The organism is Streptomyces sp. NPDC032822 (genome assembly GCF_055578825.1).
In genome coordinates, this window is record NZ_JBVIOL010000006.1 from 106222 (window position 1) to 125177 (window position 18956).

Consider the following 18956-nt stretch of genomic DNA (forward strand, 5'->3'; position numbering starts at 1 on the left):
GTACGGCAGTCGGGCCCCGTTCCTGGTCGAGGAACGGGGCCCTGCCGTGTGTGTGGGGCTCAGTTCCAGGTGCGGGACCGCAGTGGCAGCCCCGAGGCCCCGGACTCGGGGGCCTTCACCGCGAGGACCTGGTTGACGCCGATCCGGTTGTGCTCGAAGGCGAGTGCGCTGGCGGCCATGTACAGTCGCCAGACCCGGGCCCGCCCGGCACCGGCGAGCCGCACCGCCCGTGCCCACTCCGCCTCCAGGTTGGTGACCCAGCGGCGCAGGGTGAGGGCGTAGTGCTCACGGATCGACTCGACGTCCCGCACCTCGAACCCGGCACGTTCGAGCTGGGTGACGGTGGTGCCGACGGGGGCGAGTTCACCGTCGGGGAAGACATAGGAGTCGATGAACGCGTCGATGTGGTATGCCGATTCGTTCCCCGCGGGCCGACGGGCGATCTGATGGTTGAGCAGCCGCCCGCCGGGCCTGAGCAGCCGGAAGAGATCCTCCGCGTACTCCAGGTACCGCTCGGATCCGACGTGTTCGGCCATCCCGACGGAGGAGACCGCGTCGTACGGCCCATCGACGACATCCCGGTAGTCCTGTACGCGGATCTCGACGCGGTCGGTGAGCCCCTCTTCGGCGACGCGCTTGCGGGCGTACGCGGCCTGCTCCTGGGAGAGGGTGATGCCGACGACGCTCACCCCGTGCTCACGGGCGGCGTGGATGGCCATGGAGCCCCAGCCGCAGCCGACGTCGAGGAGACGCTGACCGGGGGTGAGGCCGAGCTTGCGGCAGATGAGTTCGAGCTTGTCGCGCTGGGCGGCCTCAAGGGTGCCGCCCTCGGACTCCGGGGCGGCCCAGTAGGCGCAGGAGTACACCATGCTCGGCCCGAGGACGATCTCGTAGAAGTCGTTCCCGACGTCGTAGTGGTGGCTGATGGCACGCTTGTCGGTGCGCTTGGTGTGCAGGCCGCGGGGTCTGCGGATCTCCTCACGGGGCGGCGCGGGCGGCAGCGGCGGCCCGGCGAGCGCGACCAGCCCGCGTACGGCGGCCCGCGCCTCGGGATCACGCAACGCCTGACCGAGACCGCGGGCATCCTCCCCACGCACCCACACCAGCCCCGAGATCAGGTCGAGGGCCGTGTAGAAGTCCCCCTCGATGTCCAGATCCCCGGCGACCCAGGCCCGGGCGAGCCCCAGCTCCCCCGGCTTCCACAGCAACCGGCGCACGGCCCGCCGATGACGCACGACGAGGGTCGGCGCGCCCGGCGGCCCCGCCTGCGAACCGTCCCAGGCGCGGATGCGCACCGGTAGCGGTACACCCAGCAACTGTTCGACGAGGCTCTTCAGCCGCAGGGCGGCATCTGCCATGGCGTGCACCTCCGTGACGAGGGATCCCGGAATGTCCCACACCACGTAAACACCTGATGGGCTCGGCCGCAGTCCCCCGATCGCGTTACGACTTCGCAAAATGCGTGTAGCCACCATGGGGCTGGCTCGGAGGTGACGTCACTGCTGCTCGGGCTCCGGGGCCAGGCCCAGGTCCTTCGCGCTGTAGCGGGGCAGGTCCGTGGTGTCGATCGTCCAGGTGCCGAGGTCGGCGACAAGGGTGACCGGCTTCCCGTACGGGAGGTGCAGCCGGTTCTCGTAGGCGGGCCGCCCCTCGGCTCGGCCGATCTGCCACTGGTACGTCCACGTACCGTCGCGGGGGTCGAGGATCAGGTAATGGGGGATGCCCATGGCGGGGTAGTCGCGGGTCTTGTCGCGGTAGTCGTTGTCCGGATTGGACGGAGAGACGATCTCGATCGCCAGTGCGATCTCGCGGGGATCGAGCGGGTCGTCGGTCTCCATGGCCTCGTACGCACAGACATGGAGATCGGGGACTCGAAGCTTGCCCAGTGCCTCGTCGTCGGTGTCCGTGGCCTCGAACACCCCCAGGCCGTCGGGGAGCTGCGGGTTGAGCTGGTCCCGTACGCGTGTCGCGGTCAACTGGTGCCGCGGACGCGGGCTCATCATCATGACGATCTTCCCGTCACTGATCTCGGGCCAGGTCAGGCCGGGCGGCGGCGTGAAGTGGTCACGCACCTCGCGCAGTCGCCGGTACAGGGTCTGCTGGGTCATGGGTCCTCCCGCCTCCCAGTATGGGGGCGGTGGTCCGTCCGTGCGGAGAGCAGGGCGCGCTGGTGATGATGCCGGTTCGAGGGAGGCGGTGAAGGTCATCCGGCGGGCTCCCCGGAGCCGAGAGCGATGTGGGCCCAGACCGTGAGCCCACTACCGGCCCAGCGCGTTCCCCACCGGTCTGCCAGCGTGTCGGTGATCAGCAGCCCGCGGCCGTGTTCCTGCTCCGGGACCGGCCGTCCTGAGGTGCCTGGGGGCGGCACCGGCGGCTGCCCTGTGCCCTCGTCGGTGACACTGATCGTGGCCATACGGACGGTGAGGGCGCAGGTGACCACGACGGTGTGGCCATCGGCGTGCTCCAGGGCGTTGGCGACCAGCTCTCCGGTGACCGTTTCCAGATCGTCAGTCGTCTCGGGTGACAGCCCCCACGCCTTGGCCGTGTCGCGCACGTAGCGCCGGGCAATGCTCGCGGAGGTGAGGTCGCGACCAGGGAGGACGCGCAGGCCGAAGCCTTGGGGCTCGGCGGGGAGGTGCCCCAGGGAGTGCGCGAAGGCGTCGTGAAGGACGATCGCCGGGGACGGAGAGGAGTCCGGCACGACATCTTGGCCGCCCTCCCGGGATCGCCGCTCCCCACCGGGCCGAACACCTCGCGAGACGGCGATCAGGAGCACGTCCTGGAGAGCGTCCGCCAACTGGTGCGCCAGGCCGGCGAATTCGGCGGCACCACTCGACCCAGGCTCAGCGAACCCTGCTCGCGCACGCCCCAGAAGCCTCTGCGCGAGCCCGAGTTGTACGTCTTCGACCTCATCGGCCAACCGGGGGGCGACGCCACCGCCCGCGTCGGTGAGGAGAGGGCTGGACTGTCCGTGCGCTCCGGTCCACGACAGGAGCCGTACGCAGCCCGCTTCCTGGCTCATGACGCGGCCCCCAGCACGGCGTGAATGTCACGGACATCGAGGTCGACGCCGTACGTGGCACACCAGAGGGTCTCGCGACGGAGGCGCTGGAGGCGGGCCTTTTCGTCGCATTCGTGTGCGGTGAGATACGGGCGGACGAGGGGGGTTGAGGTGCCGTCGATCGGGATGTACCAGCGGCGGACGGTTGGGGCGAGGTGAGGCAGTTCCGGATGAAGCGGGACGGATCCGGAAGCCCGGGACGGCTGGCACCTCAATGGCAGGCGCGATGCTCGATGACGCCCGATTGGTCCGGCGAACATCCTTACCCAGTAAATGAGTTGACTGATCATTCGCCACATAAGGACTCCTTCGACGGACGCTCAGGGCATGAGCGCGCCACGCACAGCAGTCACCACCAATGAGGGACTCAACACGTTCCGCGCTCATTAGGTATGCTGCCATTGAATTTCAACGCCCGATGCCCCGTTGCCTCAACTCTCCCCCGACAGGGTGAACTTCAAGGAGGGAGCACTGGGCACGCCAGCCCCGAATACGCTCTGGTTGCCCCGCAGGCAGGGCGCGCGAGTGACCATGACAGCCGAGTGGGAGATGAAACGGTGACCGTACGAGGATCAGCGGGTCCTGCTGGCCGCATGCAGATCGCCCGTGGGCTCAAGGCTCTCCGCACCCAGGCCAACCTCACACAGTCCGAAGTGGCAAAGCGTGCAGGAGTCTCGGTCGGGACCGTGAACCGGTACGAGACGTGGCAGGACCGCGCCAAGCTCAGAATCCCGACCGTGAGAGCGATCGCGGACACGTGCGGCGCGACGTCCGCGGAACTGGACGCCCTGATCCAGCTCGTCCGCAATCAGGAGAACGGCTGGTGGATGGACCATCCCGCCGTTCCCGAGGTCATGGACCCCCTGATGTCCTTCGAGGATGTCGCCGAATACGAGCACGTCTTCGCGAATGCCCTGGTACCGGGCCTGCTCCAGACACCCCGATACGCCCTCGCTCTGCACGAGGCTCAGGACGTCCGCACGGAAGCCGACGTCATCACGCAGAAAGTGGACGCCCGCATCAAACGCCAGTCGATTCTGGAGCGCTCCCCGGCGTTGCACCTCTGGGCGGTGCTCGACGATGCGGTCCTCAGGCGGCACGTCGGCGGCGCCGACGTGATGGCCGAGCAGGTCGGCCATCTGTACGCCATGGCCCAGCGTCCCAACGTGGACATCCAGATCCTCCGGTTCACGGCCGGTGCCCACGCGGCCGGCTCGGGCGGCCACTTCCTGATCCTCGGACGTGACGACGATCGCGACCCGCTCAACAGCATGAACGTGGTCTATCTGGAGCTCCACAAGCGAGGTCTTTATCTCGACGCTCCCGCCGATGTGCAGACCTACAAACTCATGTTTGACTACCTGCGCTCGCAAGCGGCCGACACGGCCGTCAGCCTGGAGCTACTGGCCGCAGCACGACAGGAGTTCACCCGATGAACAACCCTCCAGCCGCAGCCCGGCACACGGCAGGCCTCTGGTTCAAAAGCAGCTACAGCTCAGCCGACAACGAGTGTGTGGAGGTGGCCCACGCCCTGCCAAGGGTAGGCATACGTGACTCCAAAGCCTCAGGTGAGAACGGGATAACCGTAAGTGCCGCCGCGTTTGACTTGTTCGTCGACGGGCTGAAGGAAAGTTCTGCTCCGGCATGCCCCGGTGAGTCAGTCCATCACGTGCCGAGAGTCGCGCTCAGCAGAACCTAGAAGCGCTCGACCTCTTCGCCCTCCGGAACCTTGTAGCAACCGGATACGACGGTCAGGCTCAGTTTCGGAGGGTCGTTTTTCGACATCTGAACGATGTTTACGCCGACCTTCTTCTTGTCGTTGTCAGCGGTCATTTTGATGTTCTTGTTCTTGCTGGTGTCCGGCCCGTATTCGACGATCTTCCACCCATGTTTAGGCAGTTCCGTCTTGAGCCGCTCCATCGCTCCGTCAAGATCGCTCGCCGATGTGGGGTAGAAACTCCACGGGTGGAACATACGGAAGTACGTCTTCGTGTCCTTTCCCGAGCAGTCCATGACTCCTGGACGGCTGTCGGACGCCTTCCCCTTGACGCCGATCAGATCGTAGATACCGCTGGACACCTTCTCCATCACATCGGAGGCGTCACGTGATGTGCTGGTGCCCGCGAACGGAGTTTCGTCAGAGTCGTTGTCAGTCATGCTGCATCCGGTGAGGGTAGTGAGTGCAAGGGGTACGGTGAGCGCGAGGGTGCTCAGTTTGGTCTTCACGTCAGGGAGCCTTACTTTGTCGGACTGAGCTGCGGGCTTTCCTACTTCACGTGCGCCCACGGGTCGGGCGGCGGCTTCAGTTCTACGTTGTCGCCCTTACCGACGACAACCAGGGCCTGATTCCTCAGACTCTTGGAGTCCTCATTCCAGTAACCGCTGTGCCCTTCGGTGTCCGTGGTCATCTCGTTGGCACCGAATTCCGGATCGCTGGGGATGATGAAGCCGTCCCCTCCGTGGCCCCAGCGGCCGAGGTCCGGAACCGGGTCTCCGTCGGCCTCCTCGTTCCACACATGCCCCTTGGGGGCATCCATCTCATCGGCACCGGACACCTTGACGCCGGGACTGCCCGCGAAAACGACGTCATCGGCGTTCAGATGCCCTGTCTCGGCCGCGGCGCCGACAAGGGTCGTTCCGTACGAGTGGGCAATCACAGTGGCGTGCGCTGCGGAATCCCCGGAATGCGATGCCTCAAGTCCGTCCATGAAATCACGGAGTGCCGGTGCACCGTCGTATGCGTAGTGTTCGAACGGTGCGTCCTTGACGACGCTGTCGGGCGCTTCGTAGCCAAGCCAGGTGATCGTGGAAACGGATTTTCCATCAGCTTCGTCATTGGCCGCATGCCAGACATTGACCATCCGGTTGATGTCTCCGCCGACACTTCCCAGTTCCGACGTTGTACCCGGAACGTAGACCGCTTGGTGATCTGCGGCGTCCGGGTTTCCGTTGGCAATGATCGCGCGACCGTCTCCTTCGGTACTGAATCCCAGGAGGTACGCCTCGGGAAGTCCGTTCGTACCGGTCGCGTCAAATCGATCCTGGATCGCGTCCATGCCGTCGAGAGACTTGTGAGCGTTCTTCCGTTCCTCTTCCCAGTCCTTCCACGCCTGGGTTTCCACATTGACGCCCTTCATCACGGTCCCGGTGTAGGGGTCGATGTAGGTCTGGAACCGCTCGGGCTCCGGGTGCTTCTTCAACCAGGTGTCGTACCCGACCTGCGCGACACCATGGGCCTCGGCGAGCACCATCCGGTTCGCCTCGTCCCGAACCGTGGAAGGCAGGCCGTCGATCGCGCCCACGAAGTCGGGCCGCATGGAGACCCACGCGGCCTGCTCCTCCGCACTGAGTCCCTTCCACCACTCCGCGTTGTCCCGCGGGCTGCCTTCCTCGGGTGGCTGCGGCAACGAGTCGAGATACTCCTTGCCCGCCGCGCGCACACCGCTGGTGTCCGAGGACGCGTCGGCCCAGTCCCGGTCGGAGACGGCCAGATCGTCGTCCGCCTTCAACGCCCGCAGCTTCGGCGCCCATTTCGCGTCGGCCTCCGTCGCCTCCTTGAGGGCCGCGGCGATCCGGTCCACACAGTCCTGTGCGCGGCGGTGGTTGGGGTTGGGGTCGATGTTGGCCGCCTGACGCCCGATGGCGGAGGCCGTGTCATCCGTCAGGCCGGTCACCGTGCCGCCCTCGGGTATCTTGCCGCCCTCGGTCTTCGGCCCGCCCGACGGATAGGTGATCGAGCCGTCCAAGTTCACGGTGAGGTTCGCCGCCTGGGCATCCGCAAGGGCGGCGTCGAGCTTCCTCTTGGCCGCTTCCGCCTCGTACGCGAACGCTTCGAGAGCTGTACTGACGAGACCGCATTCGAGCTGGATGTAGTGGAAGTTCTTTCCCAACTCCGTCAGCTGGACGACCGCCGCGTCCGCAGCCTCGCCCTTCAGGGACTCCCTCATGGCCACGGCTATCCGGGTCTCGATGCGGTCCTTGGCCGCACTCGCCATGTCAGAGGTGCTGCGGTATCCGGCAGCCGCCTCCGAGTACTCGGTCGGCTTGAGAGCCTTGAGTGTTGCAAGGTCCATGACTGTCTACCGCCCCGCGTCCTGACCACCGACAGCCGGAGTGTCCGTGTAGTCCACCTTCAGGTTCCCGACCTCGACCATGATCGCCTCATCGGTCTTGAGCTGGTCGTTGCCCGCTTTCTCCAGCAGGCCCGCGAGCTTCCCACACCGCTCGCTCACACTCTTGACGTAGCGCTCCCAGGAGTCGTGGACGTCCTTCTGTGCTCCCGCGGTCAGGCAGCCGGCGTTCCCGCCAAGACCTTCCTGACCGTCCGAAAGTTTTCCCAGCGCCTTGCTGATGTCTTCACGGAACGAGCCGACGTCCTGGCCGGCCTTGGACCAGGCCGGCTTGTTCGACACCAGCGTGCCCGTCCCACCACCGGGGTCGAGTGGTACGTGGTTCAGCTGCATCTGCGTGGACTGCCGCTCGGCCGCCGCGGACTTGAGCTGCTCCCACTCCTCCCACGCCATGCGTGGACCCTCCCCGTGTCGTGTCGCCCGCTGCCGAGCGGATAGATGAACGTGCAACCGCAACGTTGCGGTGATCGAGACGTACCGTAACGCCTCTACATCAGGTGCCCCATCCGTACCGGCCACCACGACGTCTGAGTATCCGTACTCAGGCAGAACCAGGTCCTCGACCAGGCGGTGTGCCGTTGCTCGGCGCGCCTGGGGCCGAAGGCGGAGGCTGCGTGAACCCTGTTGCTGTGTAGGGGAATTGACCGGGGACGGGCGGTGGGAAGGCAGTTACGGGTGTCCGACGGTTACGGACAACAGCGACCACCGCGACCACGGCTCCGAGGAGCAGCACAGCAGCGCCGACGCCCAGCGCAACCCAGGGGGCACTGCTGCCCTCGGAGGCGGATGCTGTCGCGGCGGAGTCGTCATCCTTCGCCGGGGCATTGGCGCCTGCGATCTCCGATGCCTGAGGCGATGGCGACGTCGACTCTGCGGGTGCGAGATCGGGGAGCGGATAGACGTCGGCCGGGCCAGGATCGCCCGGGGTCTGCAGAGCGATGCGGGGGCGGACGATGCCGTAGCCGATGGAGTCGTTGCGCTTGGTGCCGTCCGTGGGGGCGCCGATGGTGTTGAGCATGACTCTGAGGACCTGGTTGTTGGTCCAGGTCGGGTGCGTGGACCAGATCAGGGCGGCGCTGGCGGAGGCGATGGCGGTAGCATCACTGGTGCCACTAGTTCTACAAAGGCCGGTTTCGCTTCCGCATGCGTGGACCATATCGGCGCCAGGCGCGGCCATGTCCACCTGCGGGCCATACTGCGACGCGGCGGTCTTGTGCAGGTCCTTGCCCACAGCGCCCACACCGATAACGCCCGGGGTGGCCCCAGGGTATTCGACCTGGTTGGCCTCGTCTCCGCTGTTACCGACCGACGCGAAGACCAACGAGCCTTTTTCCAGGGCGTACTTCACGGCCGAGGTCAGCTGCGATGAGCCTGCTGGTGCCCCCAGGGAAATATTGATGATCCGCGCCCCGGCGTCCGTCGCGTACCGGATCGACTTCGAAGCAGCCTCATTGAAACGCTTGTTCCCCTCGGCCTGGTTGACCTCGCCCGACTTAGGCATCCGGACGGGGAGGATTTTCACGCCCGGCGCAAGGCCGAAGGCTCCCTTTCCTCCACCGTACGCAGCCGTGCCGGCGATCAGACCTGCCGTACCCGTGCCGTGACCGTTGTAGTCGGTGTGCTCGTCTCCCGGCTGATTCGGAGCAAAGTCTCTACCCGGAAGGACGCGGCCCTTCAGATCAGGATTGCTCGGGTCGACCCCGGTGTCGATCACAGCAACCGTGATGCCCTTGCCGGTGCTGGTCCGCCACATCTGCTCGGCCTTCATGGCGTCGAGGAACCACTGCTGCTCGCGCGTCGACTCCGCATGGGCCGGCGCACCTGCGGCACCCACCAACAGCAGGCCGAGAACTGCCGATGCCGCAGCCTCGCGGCGCCTGCTTCGAGTACTGGCACTAAGCATGTGCTCCCTCTTGCCTTCCTTGCGTGTCAGTCGACGACCGGTGGCACGGTGCGGCCGCCTTGTTGTCGATTCGCGTCGCCCGCAGAGGAGCGACGCGAACGACCGCTTCTGTTGTTCGAACTGGGTGGAGGAGAAGCAGACTGTGCCGGGCGGGGAGCACCGTCGCTACGGCTTTCGCCCGGGCGCCCCCCCGCTGGGCACACCGCCCGAGATGCCACCTCTTGCGGCAGCACCGCTGTTCCCTACCACGCCGGAGCTGCCGGGCACGGATGAGCGGACCCCTGTACGGCCAGACTGTGGCTGGCCGCCACTGACGACGCCCCCGTTGGAGACAGGGAGGGCTCGACCTGCAGCCTGACCTGGCCGACCGGTTGCAGACCTCGCAGGAGCGGCGGTGTTTGCGGTGGGGCCCATCGGGCCGCGAGGAGTCGTCCCCTCGCCGCCCACCACCGTGCCTCGCGGGATGGCACCCATCGGCCTACCCGCGGGCGTCGCGGTGGGGCGGCCACCGACGATGCCGTTGCCGCCAGGCACACGGCCGGGGTTGGCGACGGGGGCTCCCTGGCCCGCCAGCAAGGGCGTGCGTCCCGTAACCGCCGCCCGCCCTGGGACCGCTGCAGGGGGTATAGCACGCTCTCCAAATGCCGGAGGGATCATGCCTGTTGGTGAGATCGCCCCGGCATCCGCCCGCCCAGTGACGGGCGGGTTGACCGACGTAACCGCCGGTGTCTGCGGAGTCTGCGGCAACGTCGACACCGAGTCGATATCCATTTGAGTCGGTGGCCCATTATCCACGAGCGGAGGACGCTCAGGCAGAGCGGAGCCACGAGTGGTGACCACGTCAGAAGCCGCAGCAGACCTATACGCCACAGGGGCGGAACCAGCAACGGCCTGATCAGAGGCCTGCTGTGCGCCGCTGGGTCGGGCCAGGCTGCTGCTCCAGTCGTCACGCACTGCCTCTTTCTCCGGCACGAGAGTGCCCGGCGGCGGCGGAAACTTAGGCCGCTCCAGCGCGTTCATCTGCGTGGCCGACCAGGCGTACGTCTCCCCCAGCTTTCGCATCTGCGCAGCAGCCTGCTGACGTACCTCTTCCTTGTGCGCCGCCAGCGCCGCGAGCTCGGTCGCGGACTTGGTCCCGACGGATGCCGCGTCCGGGTCGTTGTGGGCCGCGTTCGCCGCGTCGAGGTTAGCCTGGGCACTCCCGGCGTCCCGGGGGATCGACACCTGTGCCTGGGCGATCGCGGCCGACGTCTGGTCCAGCCACTTCGCCGCGTCCTCGCTGAAGTCACCCAGTCGGAGTGTGGAGTTGGCCAGGTCCGCGCTCCAGGTGCGGAAGGCGTCGGCACCCTCGCCCTTCCACTCCACGCGCTGCGGGCGGACCTTCAGCTCTTCGGCGATCTTGCGGATCTCCTTCGCCGCGCTGACCAGTCGGTCGGCGGCGGACTGCACGGTGCCCGCGTTCGCCTGGTCCAGCCAGGCCAGCATCTGCTCGTGGCTCATGTCCTCGAAGGGGGTGGAGCCACCAGGCCCCTTGGCCGGCATCAGATCGTGCCTCCCGCGTCGCCGCACTCGGACTTCTTGCCGCCGGTATCGGTGCTCCTCTGCGGAAGCCCGGGGTCGTAACTGCCGCCGTAGTGCTCCGTCGTCTCCGTGCTGATCGCCGTCATCCGGTCACGGATGTCCAGGTCGATGTTCTCGTAGCCCTTGTGGGAGGCCAGGACCGCGATGCCCATGCCCTCCATGGAGTCCGACAGCAGCTTCGACAGGGTCTCCAGTTCGGTGATGACCGTGCCGTACGCGGAGAACAGGCCGGACGCCTCCGCCCACGCCCCGTCGCCGCCGCCGAACTGGTGGCGTGCGAGGGGTTCCTCGCCGACCTTGCCAGGGCCCGCCGCCGAGCCCTTGAGGTCACGGATCAGTTCGTCGACGCGCCTTCGGAACTCCGTGAACGACGACAGCTCGGTGGCCACGTCGGCGGTGGCTGCCGTGGCCGCGCCGAACAGATCGGAGGCCCATGACCCGCCCAACGCCGATCCTCCAAGGCCCGACGACACAACACCCTCCCCGTACGACCGTCGCGACCCAGGCTTTTGAAGTCGCTCCCACCACCCTAACTACCGGCAGTGACAGTGAGTGTCCGCCCTGTCTTGAACATGCACACATCCAACACCCGGGCAGGACACGGCACATGAGTGCCGGTACTCAGGTGTGGAGGGCCGAAGCACGCCGAAGGGGCCGCCCGCACCACGGATGGCGGGCGGCCCCTTCGGGGCGTTCGGTGACGGGAGGTCAGGAAGCCTTGGCCTCTTCGGGCTTGGGCTGCGCCTCGGCCTTGGGCTCGGCCTTGGCGGCGGGGGCGACCGGGGCGGGCTTGGCCGCCTCGTAGAACTCCTCGCGCGGGTGCTCCATCGCGCCGAGGGACACGACCTCGCGCTTGAGGAACACCGCGAGGGTCCAGTCGGCGAAGACGCGGACCTTGCGGTTCCAGGTCGGCATCGCGAGACCGTGGTAGCCGCGGTGCATGTACCAGGCGAGACGGCCCTTGAGCTTGATCTTCATCTTGCCCATGACGATCATCGCGACGCCCTTGTGCAGGCCGAGACCCGCGACGGCGCCCTTGTTGCCGTGGCTGTACTCCTTCTGCGGGAAGCCCCGCATACCGGAGATCACGTTGTCGCCGAGGACGCGCGCCTGACGCAACGCGTGCTGGGCGTTGGGCGGGCACCAGGCGTTCTCGTTGCCCGCCTTGCGGCCGACGACGTCCGGCACCTGGGCGTTGTCACCGGCGGCCCAGATGTAGTCGGTGCCCTGCACCTGGAGCGTGGTCTGGGTGTCCACGTGGCCGCGCGGGCCCAGCGGAAGGCCGTAGCGCGCGAGGACCGGGTTCGGCTTGACGCCGGCCGTCCACACGATGGTGTTGGAGTCGACCTCCAGGCCGTTCTTCAGCACCACGTGGCCGTCGACGCAGGAGTCCATCGAGGTGGAGAGGTAGATCTCCACGCCCCGGCTCTCCAGGTGCTCCTTGCCGTACTGGCCGAGCTTGGGGCCGACCTCGGGCAGGATCTTGTCGGCGGCGTCGACGAGGACGAACCGCATGTCCTCGCGGGAGACGTTGCTGTAGTACTTGGCCGCGTCGCGGGCCATGTCCTCGACCTCGCCGATGGTCTCCGCGCCCGCGAAGCCACCGCCGATGAAGACGAAGGTGAGCGCCTTGCGGCGGATCTCCTCGTCGGTCGTCGAGTCAGCCTTGTCGAGCTGCTCAAGGACGTGGTTGCGCAGGCCGATGGCCTCCTCGATGCCCTTCATACCGATGCCCTGTTCGGCGAGGCCGGGGATCGGGAAGGTGCGGGAGACCGCGCCGAGGGCGACGACCAGGTAGTCGAAGGGCAGCTCGTACGCCTCGCCGACCAGCGGGGCGATCGTGGCGACCTTGCGGTCCTGATCGATGGTGGTGACCCGACCGGTGAGAACCTCCGCCTTGGGCAGCACGCGTCGCAACGGGACGACGACGTGGCGCGGGGAGATGCTGCCGGCGGCGGCTTCGGGGAGGAAGGGCTGGTAGGTCATGTACGACCGGGGGTCGACGACCGTGACGGTCGCCTCGCCGTAGCGCATCTTCTTCATGATGCGCCGAGCTGCGTACAGGCCTACGTACCCACCGCCTACTACGAGGATCCTGGGACGCTCCGTGGTGCTCATGCCATCGAGTATCCACCTGCCCCAGGGGGGTCGCTCGTGCGCCCCTTCACAAGCTTACGGAGGGTGTGTGTTATCCTCCGCCGCTCACGTGATCCACGTCATGGCGCGGGGTGGGAACCAGCGTATAGGGCGGGGCGTTGTCAATGCCGCGTGAGCTGCTCCTCTGGCCCCGAAGGGGGTCCGCGAGGGGCTCGCGGGACACCCTTCCGGCACCTCCGCGAAACGCCCGCGCCCGCCTGTTTTGAACACGTTCACACGGGTGTTGGGACCCCGGAAGGGTCAACCGAGGCACCTTCTTCCTCCAACAGGACCGAATTCCTTGTGAAGAACTTCACGAACTTTTCCGAGGGAGTGTCGCGGAGGGGCCCCGGCAGGCCGCCCAGCCACGCTCAAACGGGCATCCGGCCTGCTCAGCAGAGTGCCGCCGACCGGGATGACCGGGGTCCGGCCCGCCCTTCTCCAAGCGTTTCGGGCTCCGCCCGCCGAGGCTCGGCGGGCGGAGCCCGGACGGCTGGTCGGTCGGGCGGCCGGACCCGCTGGCGGCGGGCCCCGGAGCGGCAGGGGCCGCGGGCAGCGGACCGCAGGCCGTTCGCTGAAGACCGCACGGCACCGGGCCGGCTCAGGTCAGGCGATCGACCACGCGATGCCGTCGAGCATCGCCCACGAACGTGACTCCCCGAACACGGCTGCGTGTACACGCATACGCGTACACTGATTCCATGACTGAGAACACCGTGACCGTGCGGGAAGCCCGCGCGCACCTCGCCGACCACATCAACCGGGCCGAGGAAGGCGTTCCGACCGTCATCACGCGTAACGGCGCTCCGGTGGCTGCCGTGGTTCCGATCGCCGACTTCGAGGCACTGGAGGAAGCGGCCGACGTCATGCTGGCACGCGAAGCCGAAGCGGTGCTGGCCGAGGGCGGTCCCACAGTGACGATGGCCGAACTGTTGGCCGACCTGTTCACCGAGCAGGACGGCGATGCGGTGTGAAGTACGCCTTCCGGTTCACCATGGCGGCGCAGCGGCAGCTTCGGGCCGTCAGCCGGCCCGACGCCATGCGCATCCTGACCGCGCTGACCGCACTCGGTGAGGACCCGTACCGCCAGGACACCGACGTCAAGAAACTCACCGGCCCGTCCGGGCTCTACCGGCTCAGGGTCGGCAGCTACCGGGTCGCCTACCAGATCAACGACGGTGAACTCGTCATCCTCGTAGTCAAGGTGGGCGACCGGCGGGACGTGTACCGCAACCTGTAGGCGGTCAGGCCAAAGACCAGCCGATCCCGTCGAGGATGTCGTGCTCGCTGACCACGACCTCCTCCGCACCGATCCGCTCCATGATCGACAGCAGCACCAGCGCGCCCGCCCCGATCACGTCCACCCTGCCCGGGTGCATGGACCCGATCGCCGCGCGCTCGGCGTGCGTGGAGCGCAGCAGCCGCTCGGTGATCTCGCGGACCCGGTCGTACGGGACGCGGGAGTGGTGGATGGCCGTGGAGTCGTACGCGGGAAGGTCCTGGGCGATCGCCGAGACCGTCGTCACCGAGCCGGCCAGGCCGACCAGGGTGCGCGCCTCCCGCAGCGGGACGCTCCGTTCGGCGAGGTCGAGGGCCGCCTCGATGTCGCCGCGCATCGCCGCGATCTGCTCCTCGGACGGCGGGTCGCTCACCACGCCGTCCACCACCAGGTGTCGTTCGGTCATCCGGACGCAGCCGATGTCGACCGAGCGCGCGGCGCGCACCCGGTCCTCGCCGACGACGAACTCGGTCGAGCCGCCGCCGATGTCCACCACCAGGTAGGGCTTGGCGAGGTCGTCACGGCCGGTCAGTTCCCTGGTGGCGCCGGTGAAGGAGAACTCCGCCTCCTGGTCGCCGGTGATGACCTCCGGCTCCACGCCGAGGATGTCGAGGACCCCCCGGACGAACTCGTCCCGGTTCTCCGCGTCCCGGGAGGCGGAGGTGGCCACGAAACGCAGACGTTCGGCGCCGTGCTCCTTGATGACCGCCGCGTACTCGCGGCAGGCGGCGAAGGTCCGCTCCAGCGCCTCGGGGGCGAGCCGTCCGGTGCGGTCGACTCCCTGTCCGAGGCGGACGATCGTCATACGGCGGTCCAGATCGACCAGTTCGCCCGTCGCGGGGTCCGCGTCGGCGACGAGGAGCCGGATCGAGTTCGTACCGCAGTCGACGGCGGCGACCCGGGTCACTTGTCGTCCACCTTCTCTACCTGCTCGGCCTTCTCGACCTGCTCGACGTTTTCGGCCGTCTCCGTCTGCTCGGCCTGCTCGGCGGTCACGCACGCGCCCTTGCGCCACCACTCCGGCAGCATCTCGATCGCCTCGTCGCCCAGCGGGTTCACGCCCGGGCCCGCTGCCAGGGAGTGGCCCACCAGGACGTGCAGGCACTTCACCCGGTCCGGCATGCCGCCCGCGCTCGGGAAGCCCTCCAGTACCTCGATGGCGTCACGGCGCGCGAGGTAGTCCTCGTGCGCGGCGCGGTACGCGGCAGCGAGTTCCGGGTCGGTCCGCAGCCGCTCCGTCATCTCCTTCATGACGCCGTTCGCCTCCAGCGTGCCGATCGCCGAGGCGGCGCGGGGACACGTCAGGTAGTACGTCGTCGGGAAGGGCGTGCCGTCGGGGAGGCGAGGGGCCGTCTCGACGACGTCCGGCTGCCCGCAGGGGCAGCGGTGCGCGATGGCGCGCAGTCCGCGCGGCGGGCGTCCGAGCTGCTGCTTGAAGGCCTCGACGTCCGCGTCGGTGGGCTCGGTGCGCGGGGTGGTCGGCGGGGGCGTGTGCATGCCTGTCTTTCTATCTGGCCGGCTGACCGTCTGTCGGTCAGTTCACTGGTCGGATCACTGGGCGGATCACCGGGCTGGGCTCGTCACCGGCGGATCACCGGTCGGAGGCGTCGGACTTGTCCACGCCGTCCCAGACGTTCGCGTACCAGGGGCGGTCGGCCGCCCCGAGGTCGGTGCGCGACTGCTTGGCCGCGTCCGGGTCGACGACGATGAAGCCCGTCTCCCCCGGCATCACGTAGTGCAGCCGCTGCCGGATCTGCTGTTCCGCGTACGTGTCGTCCTGCCAGCGCGCCTTGAGGTCGCGCAGTTGCTCGACCCGCTGCCGGGCCTGCTCCTGCTCCTGCTGGAGATCGGAGATCTCGGCGCGCTGGGAGACGTACTGCCTTATGGGATAGGCCAGCGCCACGACCAGCGTGCACAGGACCAGGGCGAGGAGTGCGGCCCGGCCGGTGAGCCGGGAGCGGCGGGCCTGCCGCTTCGTCTGGGAGCGGTAGACACGGGCCGCGGTCTGCTCGCCGAGCAGTTTGATCCTGGTCGCGGTGGAGAAACGGTCGCGGTCTTTCACGGCCATCGGCTCTCCGCCTCCCCTTCCACGTGCGGACGTCCCCGCACACGGTACGGGACCGAGTACGGGGACGTACGTACGACGCTGCCTACAGAGGGTGTCAGCCGCGGAAGCGGGGGAACGCGCTGCGGCCGGCGTACACCGCGGCGTCGTCGAGGATCTCCTCGATGCGCAGCAGCTGGTTGTACTTGGCGACGCGGTCCGAACGGGCCGGGGCGCCGGTCTTGATCTGGCCGCAGTTCACGGCGACGGCGAGGTCGGCGATGGTGACGTCCTCGGTCTCGCCGGAGCGGTGGGACATCATGCACTTGAAGCCGTTGCGCTGGGCCATCTCGACGGCGTCCAGGGTCTCGGTCAGCGAGCCGATCTGGTTCACCTTGACGAGCAGGGCGTTGGCCGAACCCTCTTCGATGCCGCGGGCGAGGCGCTCCGGGTTGGTGACGAAGAGGTCGTCGCCGACGATCTGGACCTTGTCGCCCAGCTTGTCGGTGATGGTCTTCCAGCCGTCCCAGTCGTCCTCGTACAGCGGGTCCTCGATGGAGATGAGCGGGTACGCGGAGACGAGCTCCTCGTAGTACTCGGTCATCTCGGCGGCCGTGCGGGACTTGCCCTCGAACTCGTACTTGCCGTCCTTGTAGAACTCGGACGCGGCGACGTCGAGCGCGAGGCCGATCTGCTCACCGGGGACGTAGCCGGCCTGCTTGATGGCCTCGATGATGAGGTCGAGCGCGGCGCGGTTGGACTCCAGGTTCGGCGCGAAGCCGCCCTCGTCGCCGAGACCGGTGGACAGGCCCTTGGTCTTCAGCACCTTCTTGAGGGTGTGGTAGATCTCCGCACCCCAGCGCAGCGCCTCGGAGAAGGACTCCGCGCCGATCGGGGCGATCATGAACTCCTGGATGTCGACGTTGGAGTCCGCGTGGGATCCGCCGTTGAGGATGTTCATCATCGGAACGGGCAGCAGGTGCGCGTTCGGGCCGCCCAGGTAGCGGAAGAGGGGGAGGTCGCTGGCCTCGGAGGCGGCGTGGGCGACGGCGAGGGAGACGCCGAGGATGGCGTTGGCGCCGAGCGAGCCCTTGTTGTCGGTGGCGTCCAGGTCGAACATCGCCTGGTCGATCAGGCGCTGCTCGGTGGCGTCGTAGCCGACGAGCTCCGGGCCGATCTGCTCGATGACGGCGAGGACGGCCTTCTCCACGCCCTTGCCGAGGTAGCGGTTGGGGTCACCGTCGCGAAGCTCGATGGCCTCGAAGGCGCCCGTGGAGGCGCCGGACGGGACGGCGGCACGGCCGGTGCTGCCGTCATCGAGGCCGACCTCGACCTCGACGGTGGGGTTGCCTCGCGAGTCGAGGATTTCCCGGGCTACGACGACGTCGATGGACGGCACGAGCATCTCCTTCTGGGATGTGACGCGGGTACGCAGAGCTTTTCTCGGCCCTGCGGGATGAGCCTAACCGCCTCGGGGGGATCGGCCATCCGGTCTCCCACCCCTTGGGCAGAACCGAGAGTAAATTGTTTCCGAACGGAACAAAAAGCTCCGGGCAACGGACATGGAAAAGCCCCGTCGGGCGCCCACAGAAAAACCCCGCTCCGGTGCGTACGGGGGATGACGCACCGGAGCGGGGAGCCCGTGGGGACGGGGGTGGCCCTCACGAGGCCTCCACTATGGAGTCCACGGATGAGAGGGCGCTGTGGTTCAGCTACGAGCCGGATGTCAGCGCGCGCGGCTCGGCCGTCACTTCAGGTGCAGCTGCTGGCCCGGGTAGATGAGGTCGGCGACCTCGACGATGTCCTTGTTCAGCTTGAACAGCTTCGCCCAGCCGCCCTTGACGTCGTGCTCCTCGGCGATGGAGCTGAGGGTGTCGCCGGTGACGACCTTGTACTCGCCGTCACCCTTCTTGACCTTCTTGCCGGTCGGGGTGGTGACGGTCTTCTTCGCGGCCGGACGGTCCTCGGAGCGGGACGCCGGCTGCTCGGAGGAACGGCTGCCGCTCTCCGAGGAGCCGCTGGAGCTGTTCGAGCCGCTGGAGTTGCCCGAGCTGTTCGACGACGTGCCGGAGCCGCCGTTGTAGGCGGAGCTCGACAGGCCCACACCGCAGGAGGGCCAGGCGCCCTTGCCCTGGGAGGCGAGCACCTTCTCGGCCACGGCTATCTGCTGCGCCTTGGAGGCCTGGTTGGCCTGCGAGGCGTACTGCGTGCCGCCGTACGCGGCCCAGGTGGAGGCGGAGAACTGCAGACCACCGAAGTAGCCGTTGCCGGTGTTGATGGACCAGTCACCGCCGGACTCGCACTGGGCGACGGTGTCCCACTCGGAGGCGGTGGCGGCGGAGGCGCTGCCGGTCGCCATCAGCGGAGCGGCGATGGCGACACCGGTGACACCGGCGATCGCGGCGGCCCGGGTGGCCTTGGACGGACGGCGGTGCTTGCCCTTGCCGGAAAACAGCATGGTGGATCCCCTCACCGACGCCTACGAGGTGAGCTGTCGGGTTCGGGCCGGTTGAGTTGCCCGGCCGCGCACCTCTCGGTGCGCGGCTTCACCCCAAGCCGGTTCCAGCCGCGAGTTGCCTCGACTGCTGGGCCCGGCACTTACCTTGGGTCCCCCGCTCCTGCCTACGGCGCATTACGCGACGACTGTTCCCGGGCCGCCGCTGGCAGGATTCGGCGTTGCGGTGGCCGGGGCTCGTGTTGGCGAGCGGTCCCGACCGTAGCCACGCGATCCGCGGAATTTCAAAGACGATCAGGGCTTCTGAGACTCATCCCACACTTTCGCGAAAGCGGACATTCAGTGTGAAGTGTGTCGCTAACTCCCG

20 protein-coding genes and 1 riboswitch are annotated in these 18956 nt (G+C 67.8%); of the genes, 5 read left to right on the forward strand and 15 right to left on the reverse strand.

Translation table 11 applies throughout. The annotated features are described in order from the left end of the window. Positions 1-59: 59 nt before the first annotated feature. The 3 genes from ACZ5VD_RS18535 to ACZ5VD_RS18545 form a co-directional block, all read right to left on the reverse strand. Entirely contained in the window at positions 60-1358 is a 1299-nt protein-coding gene (locus ACZ5VD_RS18535; protein WP_468682723.1) for a class I SAM-dependent methyltransferase, read from the reverse strand. Positions 1359-1496: 138 nt separating this feature from the next. Continuing rightward, positions 1497-2108: a Uma2 family endonuclease gene (locus tag ACZ5VD_RS18540; protein WP_468548857.1), complete on the reverse strand. Its 612-nt coding sequence runs from the start codon at positions 2106-2108 to the stop codon at positions 1497-1499. Positions 2109-2203: 95 nt separating this feature from the next. Then, complete coding sequence (locus tag ACZ5VD_RS18545) at positions 2204-2701, reverse strand: ATP-binding protein (protein ID WP_468548858.1); 498 nt, start codon at positions 2699-2701, stop codon at positions 2204-2206. A gap of 6 nt (positions 2702-2707) precedes the next feature. On the opposite strand from ACZ5VD_RS18545, the gene ACZ5VD_RS18550 reads away from it, so the two are divergent. The 3 genes from ACZ5VD_RS18550 (at position 2708) to ACZ5VD_RS18560 (ending at position 4760) form a co-directional block, all read left to right on the forward strand. Then, positions 2708-3046, forward strand: a complete 339-nt coding sequence (locus ACZ5VD_RS18550) for a hypothetical protein (protein WP_468682724.1) — start codon at positions 2708-2710, stop codon at positions 3044-3046. A 608-nt stretch (positions 3047-3654) separates the two neighbouring features. Beyond that, complete coding sequence (locus tag ACZ5VD_RS18555; protein ID WP_468548860.1) at positions 3655-4497, forward strand: helix-turn-helix domain-containing protein; 843 nt, start codon at positions 3655-3657, stop codon at positions 4495-4497. After that, positions 4494-4760, forward strand: coding sequence for a DUF397 domain-containing protein (locus ACZ5VD_RS18560; RefSeq protein WP_468682725.1), 267 nt, complete (start codon positions 4494-4496; stop codon positions 4758-4760). The genes ACZ5VD_RS18555 and ACZ5VD_RS18560 overlap by 4 nt, the downstream gene beginning before the upstream one ends. On the opposite strand, the gene ACZ5VD_RS18565 is transcribed toward ACZ5VD_RS18560, so the two are convergent. The 7 genes from ACZ5VD_RS18565 to ACZ5VD_RS18595 all read right to left on the reverse strand — a co-directional run bounded on the left by ACZ5VD_RS18565 (position 4757) and on the right by ACZ5VD_RS18595 (position 12793). Beyond that, positions 4757-5287 (reverse strand): hypothetical protein, encoded by a 531-nt coding sequence (locus ACZ5VD_RS18565; protein ID WP_468548862.1) that lies wholly within the window; start codon positions 5285-5287, stop codon positions 4757-4759. The two genes, ACZ5VD_RS18560 and ACZ5VD_RS18565, sit on opposite strands and share 4 nt — an antisense overlap. Before the next feature lie 41 nt (positions 5288-5328). Beyond that, complete coding sequence (locus ACZ5VD_RS18570) at positions 5329-7134, reverse strand: alpha/beta hydrolase (protein ID WP_468682726.1); 1806 nt, start codon at positions 7132-7134, stop codon at positions 5329-5331. Positions 7135-7140: 6 nt separating this feature from the next. Next, a complete protein-coding gene (locus ACZ5VD_RS18575) occupies positions 7141-7584 on the reverse strand; it encodes a hypothetical protein (RefSeq protein ID WP_468548864.1) in 444 nt (147 codons plus the stop codon). 148 nt (positions 7585-7732) lie between these two features. Then, positions 7733-9094 carry a type VII secretion-associated serine protease mycosin gene (gene mycP / locus ACZ5VD_RS18580; protein ID WP_468682727.1) on the reverse strand — a complete coding sequence of 454 codons (1362 nt, stop codon included), beginning with the start codon at positions 9092-9094 and terminating at the stop codon, positions 7733-7735. 165 nt (positions 9095-9259) lie between these two features. Further along, positions 9260-10594, reverse strand: coding sequence for a WXG100 family type VII secretion target (locus ACZ5VD_RS18585; protein WP_468682728.1), 1335 nt, complete (start codon positions 10592-10594; stop codon positions 9260-9262). A gap of 41 nt (positions 10595-10635) precedes the next feature. Beyond that, complete coding sequence (locus ACZ5VD_RS18590) at positions 10636-11121, reverse strand: hypothetical protein (RefSeq protein WP_468682729.1); 486 nt, start codon at positions 11119-11121, stop codon at positions 10636-10638. A 262-nt stretch (positions 11122-11383) separates the two neighbouring features. Continuing rightward, positions 11384-12793: an NAD(P)/FAD-dependent oxidoreductase gene (locus ACZ5VD_RS18595; RefSeq protein WP_468548868.1), complete on the reverse strand. Its 1410-nt coding sequence runs from the start codon at positions 12791-12793 to the stop codon at positions 11384-11386. 719 nt (positions 12794-13512) lie between these two features. Between ACZ5VD_RS18595 and ACZ5VD_RS18600 the strand changes: the two genes are divergently transcribed. Beyond that, positions 13513-13785, forward strand: coding sequence for a type II toxin-antitoxin system Phd/YefM family antitoxin (locus ACZ5VD_RS18600; protein WP_468548869.1), 273 nt, complete (start codon positions 13513-13515; stop codon positions 13783-13785). Beyond that, on the forward strand, positions 13782-14051 hold the full coding sequence (locus tag ACZ5VD_RS18605) for a type II toxin-antitoxin system RelE family toxin (protein WP_468548870.1): 270 nt from the start codon (positions 13782-13784) through the stop codon (positions 14049-14051). The genes ACZ5VD_RS18600 and ACZ5VD_RS18605 overlap by 4 nt, the downstream gene beginning before the upstream one ends. 4 nt (positions 14052-14055) lie before the next feature. Here the strand turns inward: ACZ5VD_RS18605 and ACZ5VD_RS18610 are convergent, their stop codons facing one another. The 5 genes from ACZ5VD_RS18610 to ACZ5VD_RS18630 form a co-directional block, all read right to left on the reverse strand. After that, on the reverse strand, positions 14056-14997 hold the full coding sequence (locus ACZ5VD_RS18610; protein WP_468682730.1) for a Ppx/GppA phosphatase family protein: 942 nt from the start codon (positions 14995-14997) through the stop codon (positions 14056-14058). Then, complete coding sequence (locus tag ACZ5VD_RS18615) at positions 14994-15587, reverse strand: DUF501 domain-containing protein (RefSeq protein ID WP_468682731.1); 594 nt, start codon at positions 15585-15587, stop codon at positions 14994-14996. Before ACZ5VD_RS18615 ends, ACZ5VD_RS18610 begins: the two co-directional genes overlap by 4 nt. A gap of 94 nt (positions 15588-15681) precedes the next feature. Next, the gene (locus ACZ5VD_RS18620) at positions 15682-16158 is read right to left on the reverse strand and encodes an FtsB family cell division protein (RefSeq protein WP_468548873.1); all 477 of its coding nucleotides are present in this window, start codon (positions 16156-16158) and stop codon (positions 15682-15684) included. Positions 16159-16252: 94 nt separating this feature from the next. Continuing rightward, positions 16253-17539 (reverse strand): phosphopyruvate hydratase, encoded by a 1287-nt coding sequence (gene eno / locus ACZ5VD_RS18625; RefSeq protein ID WP_468548874.1) that lies wholly within the window; start codon positions 17537-17539, stop codon positions 16253-16255. 342 nt (positions 17540-17881) lie between these two features. Continuing rightward, complete coding sequence (locus tag ACZ5VD_RS18630) at positions 17882-18592, reverse strand: transglycosylase family protein (protein WP_468682732.1); 711 nt, start codon at positions 18590-18592, stop codon at positions 17882-17884. Between the two features lie 3 nt (positions 18593-18595). After that, positions 18596-18774: riboswitch (cyclic di-AMP (ydaO/yuaA leader) on the reverse strand. Positions 18775-18956: the final 182 nt, after the last annotated feature.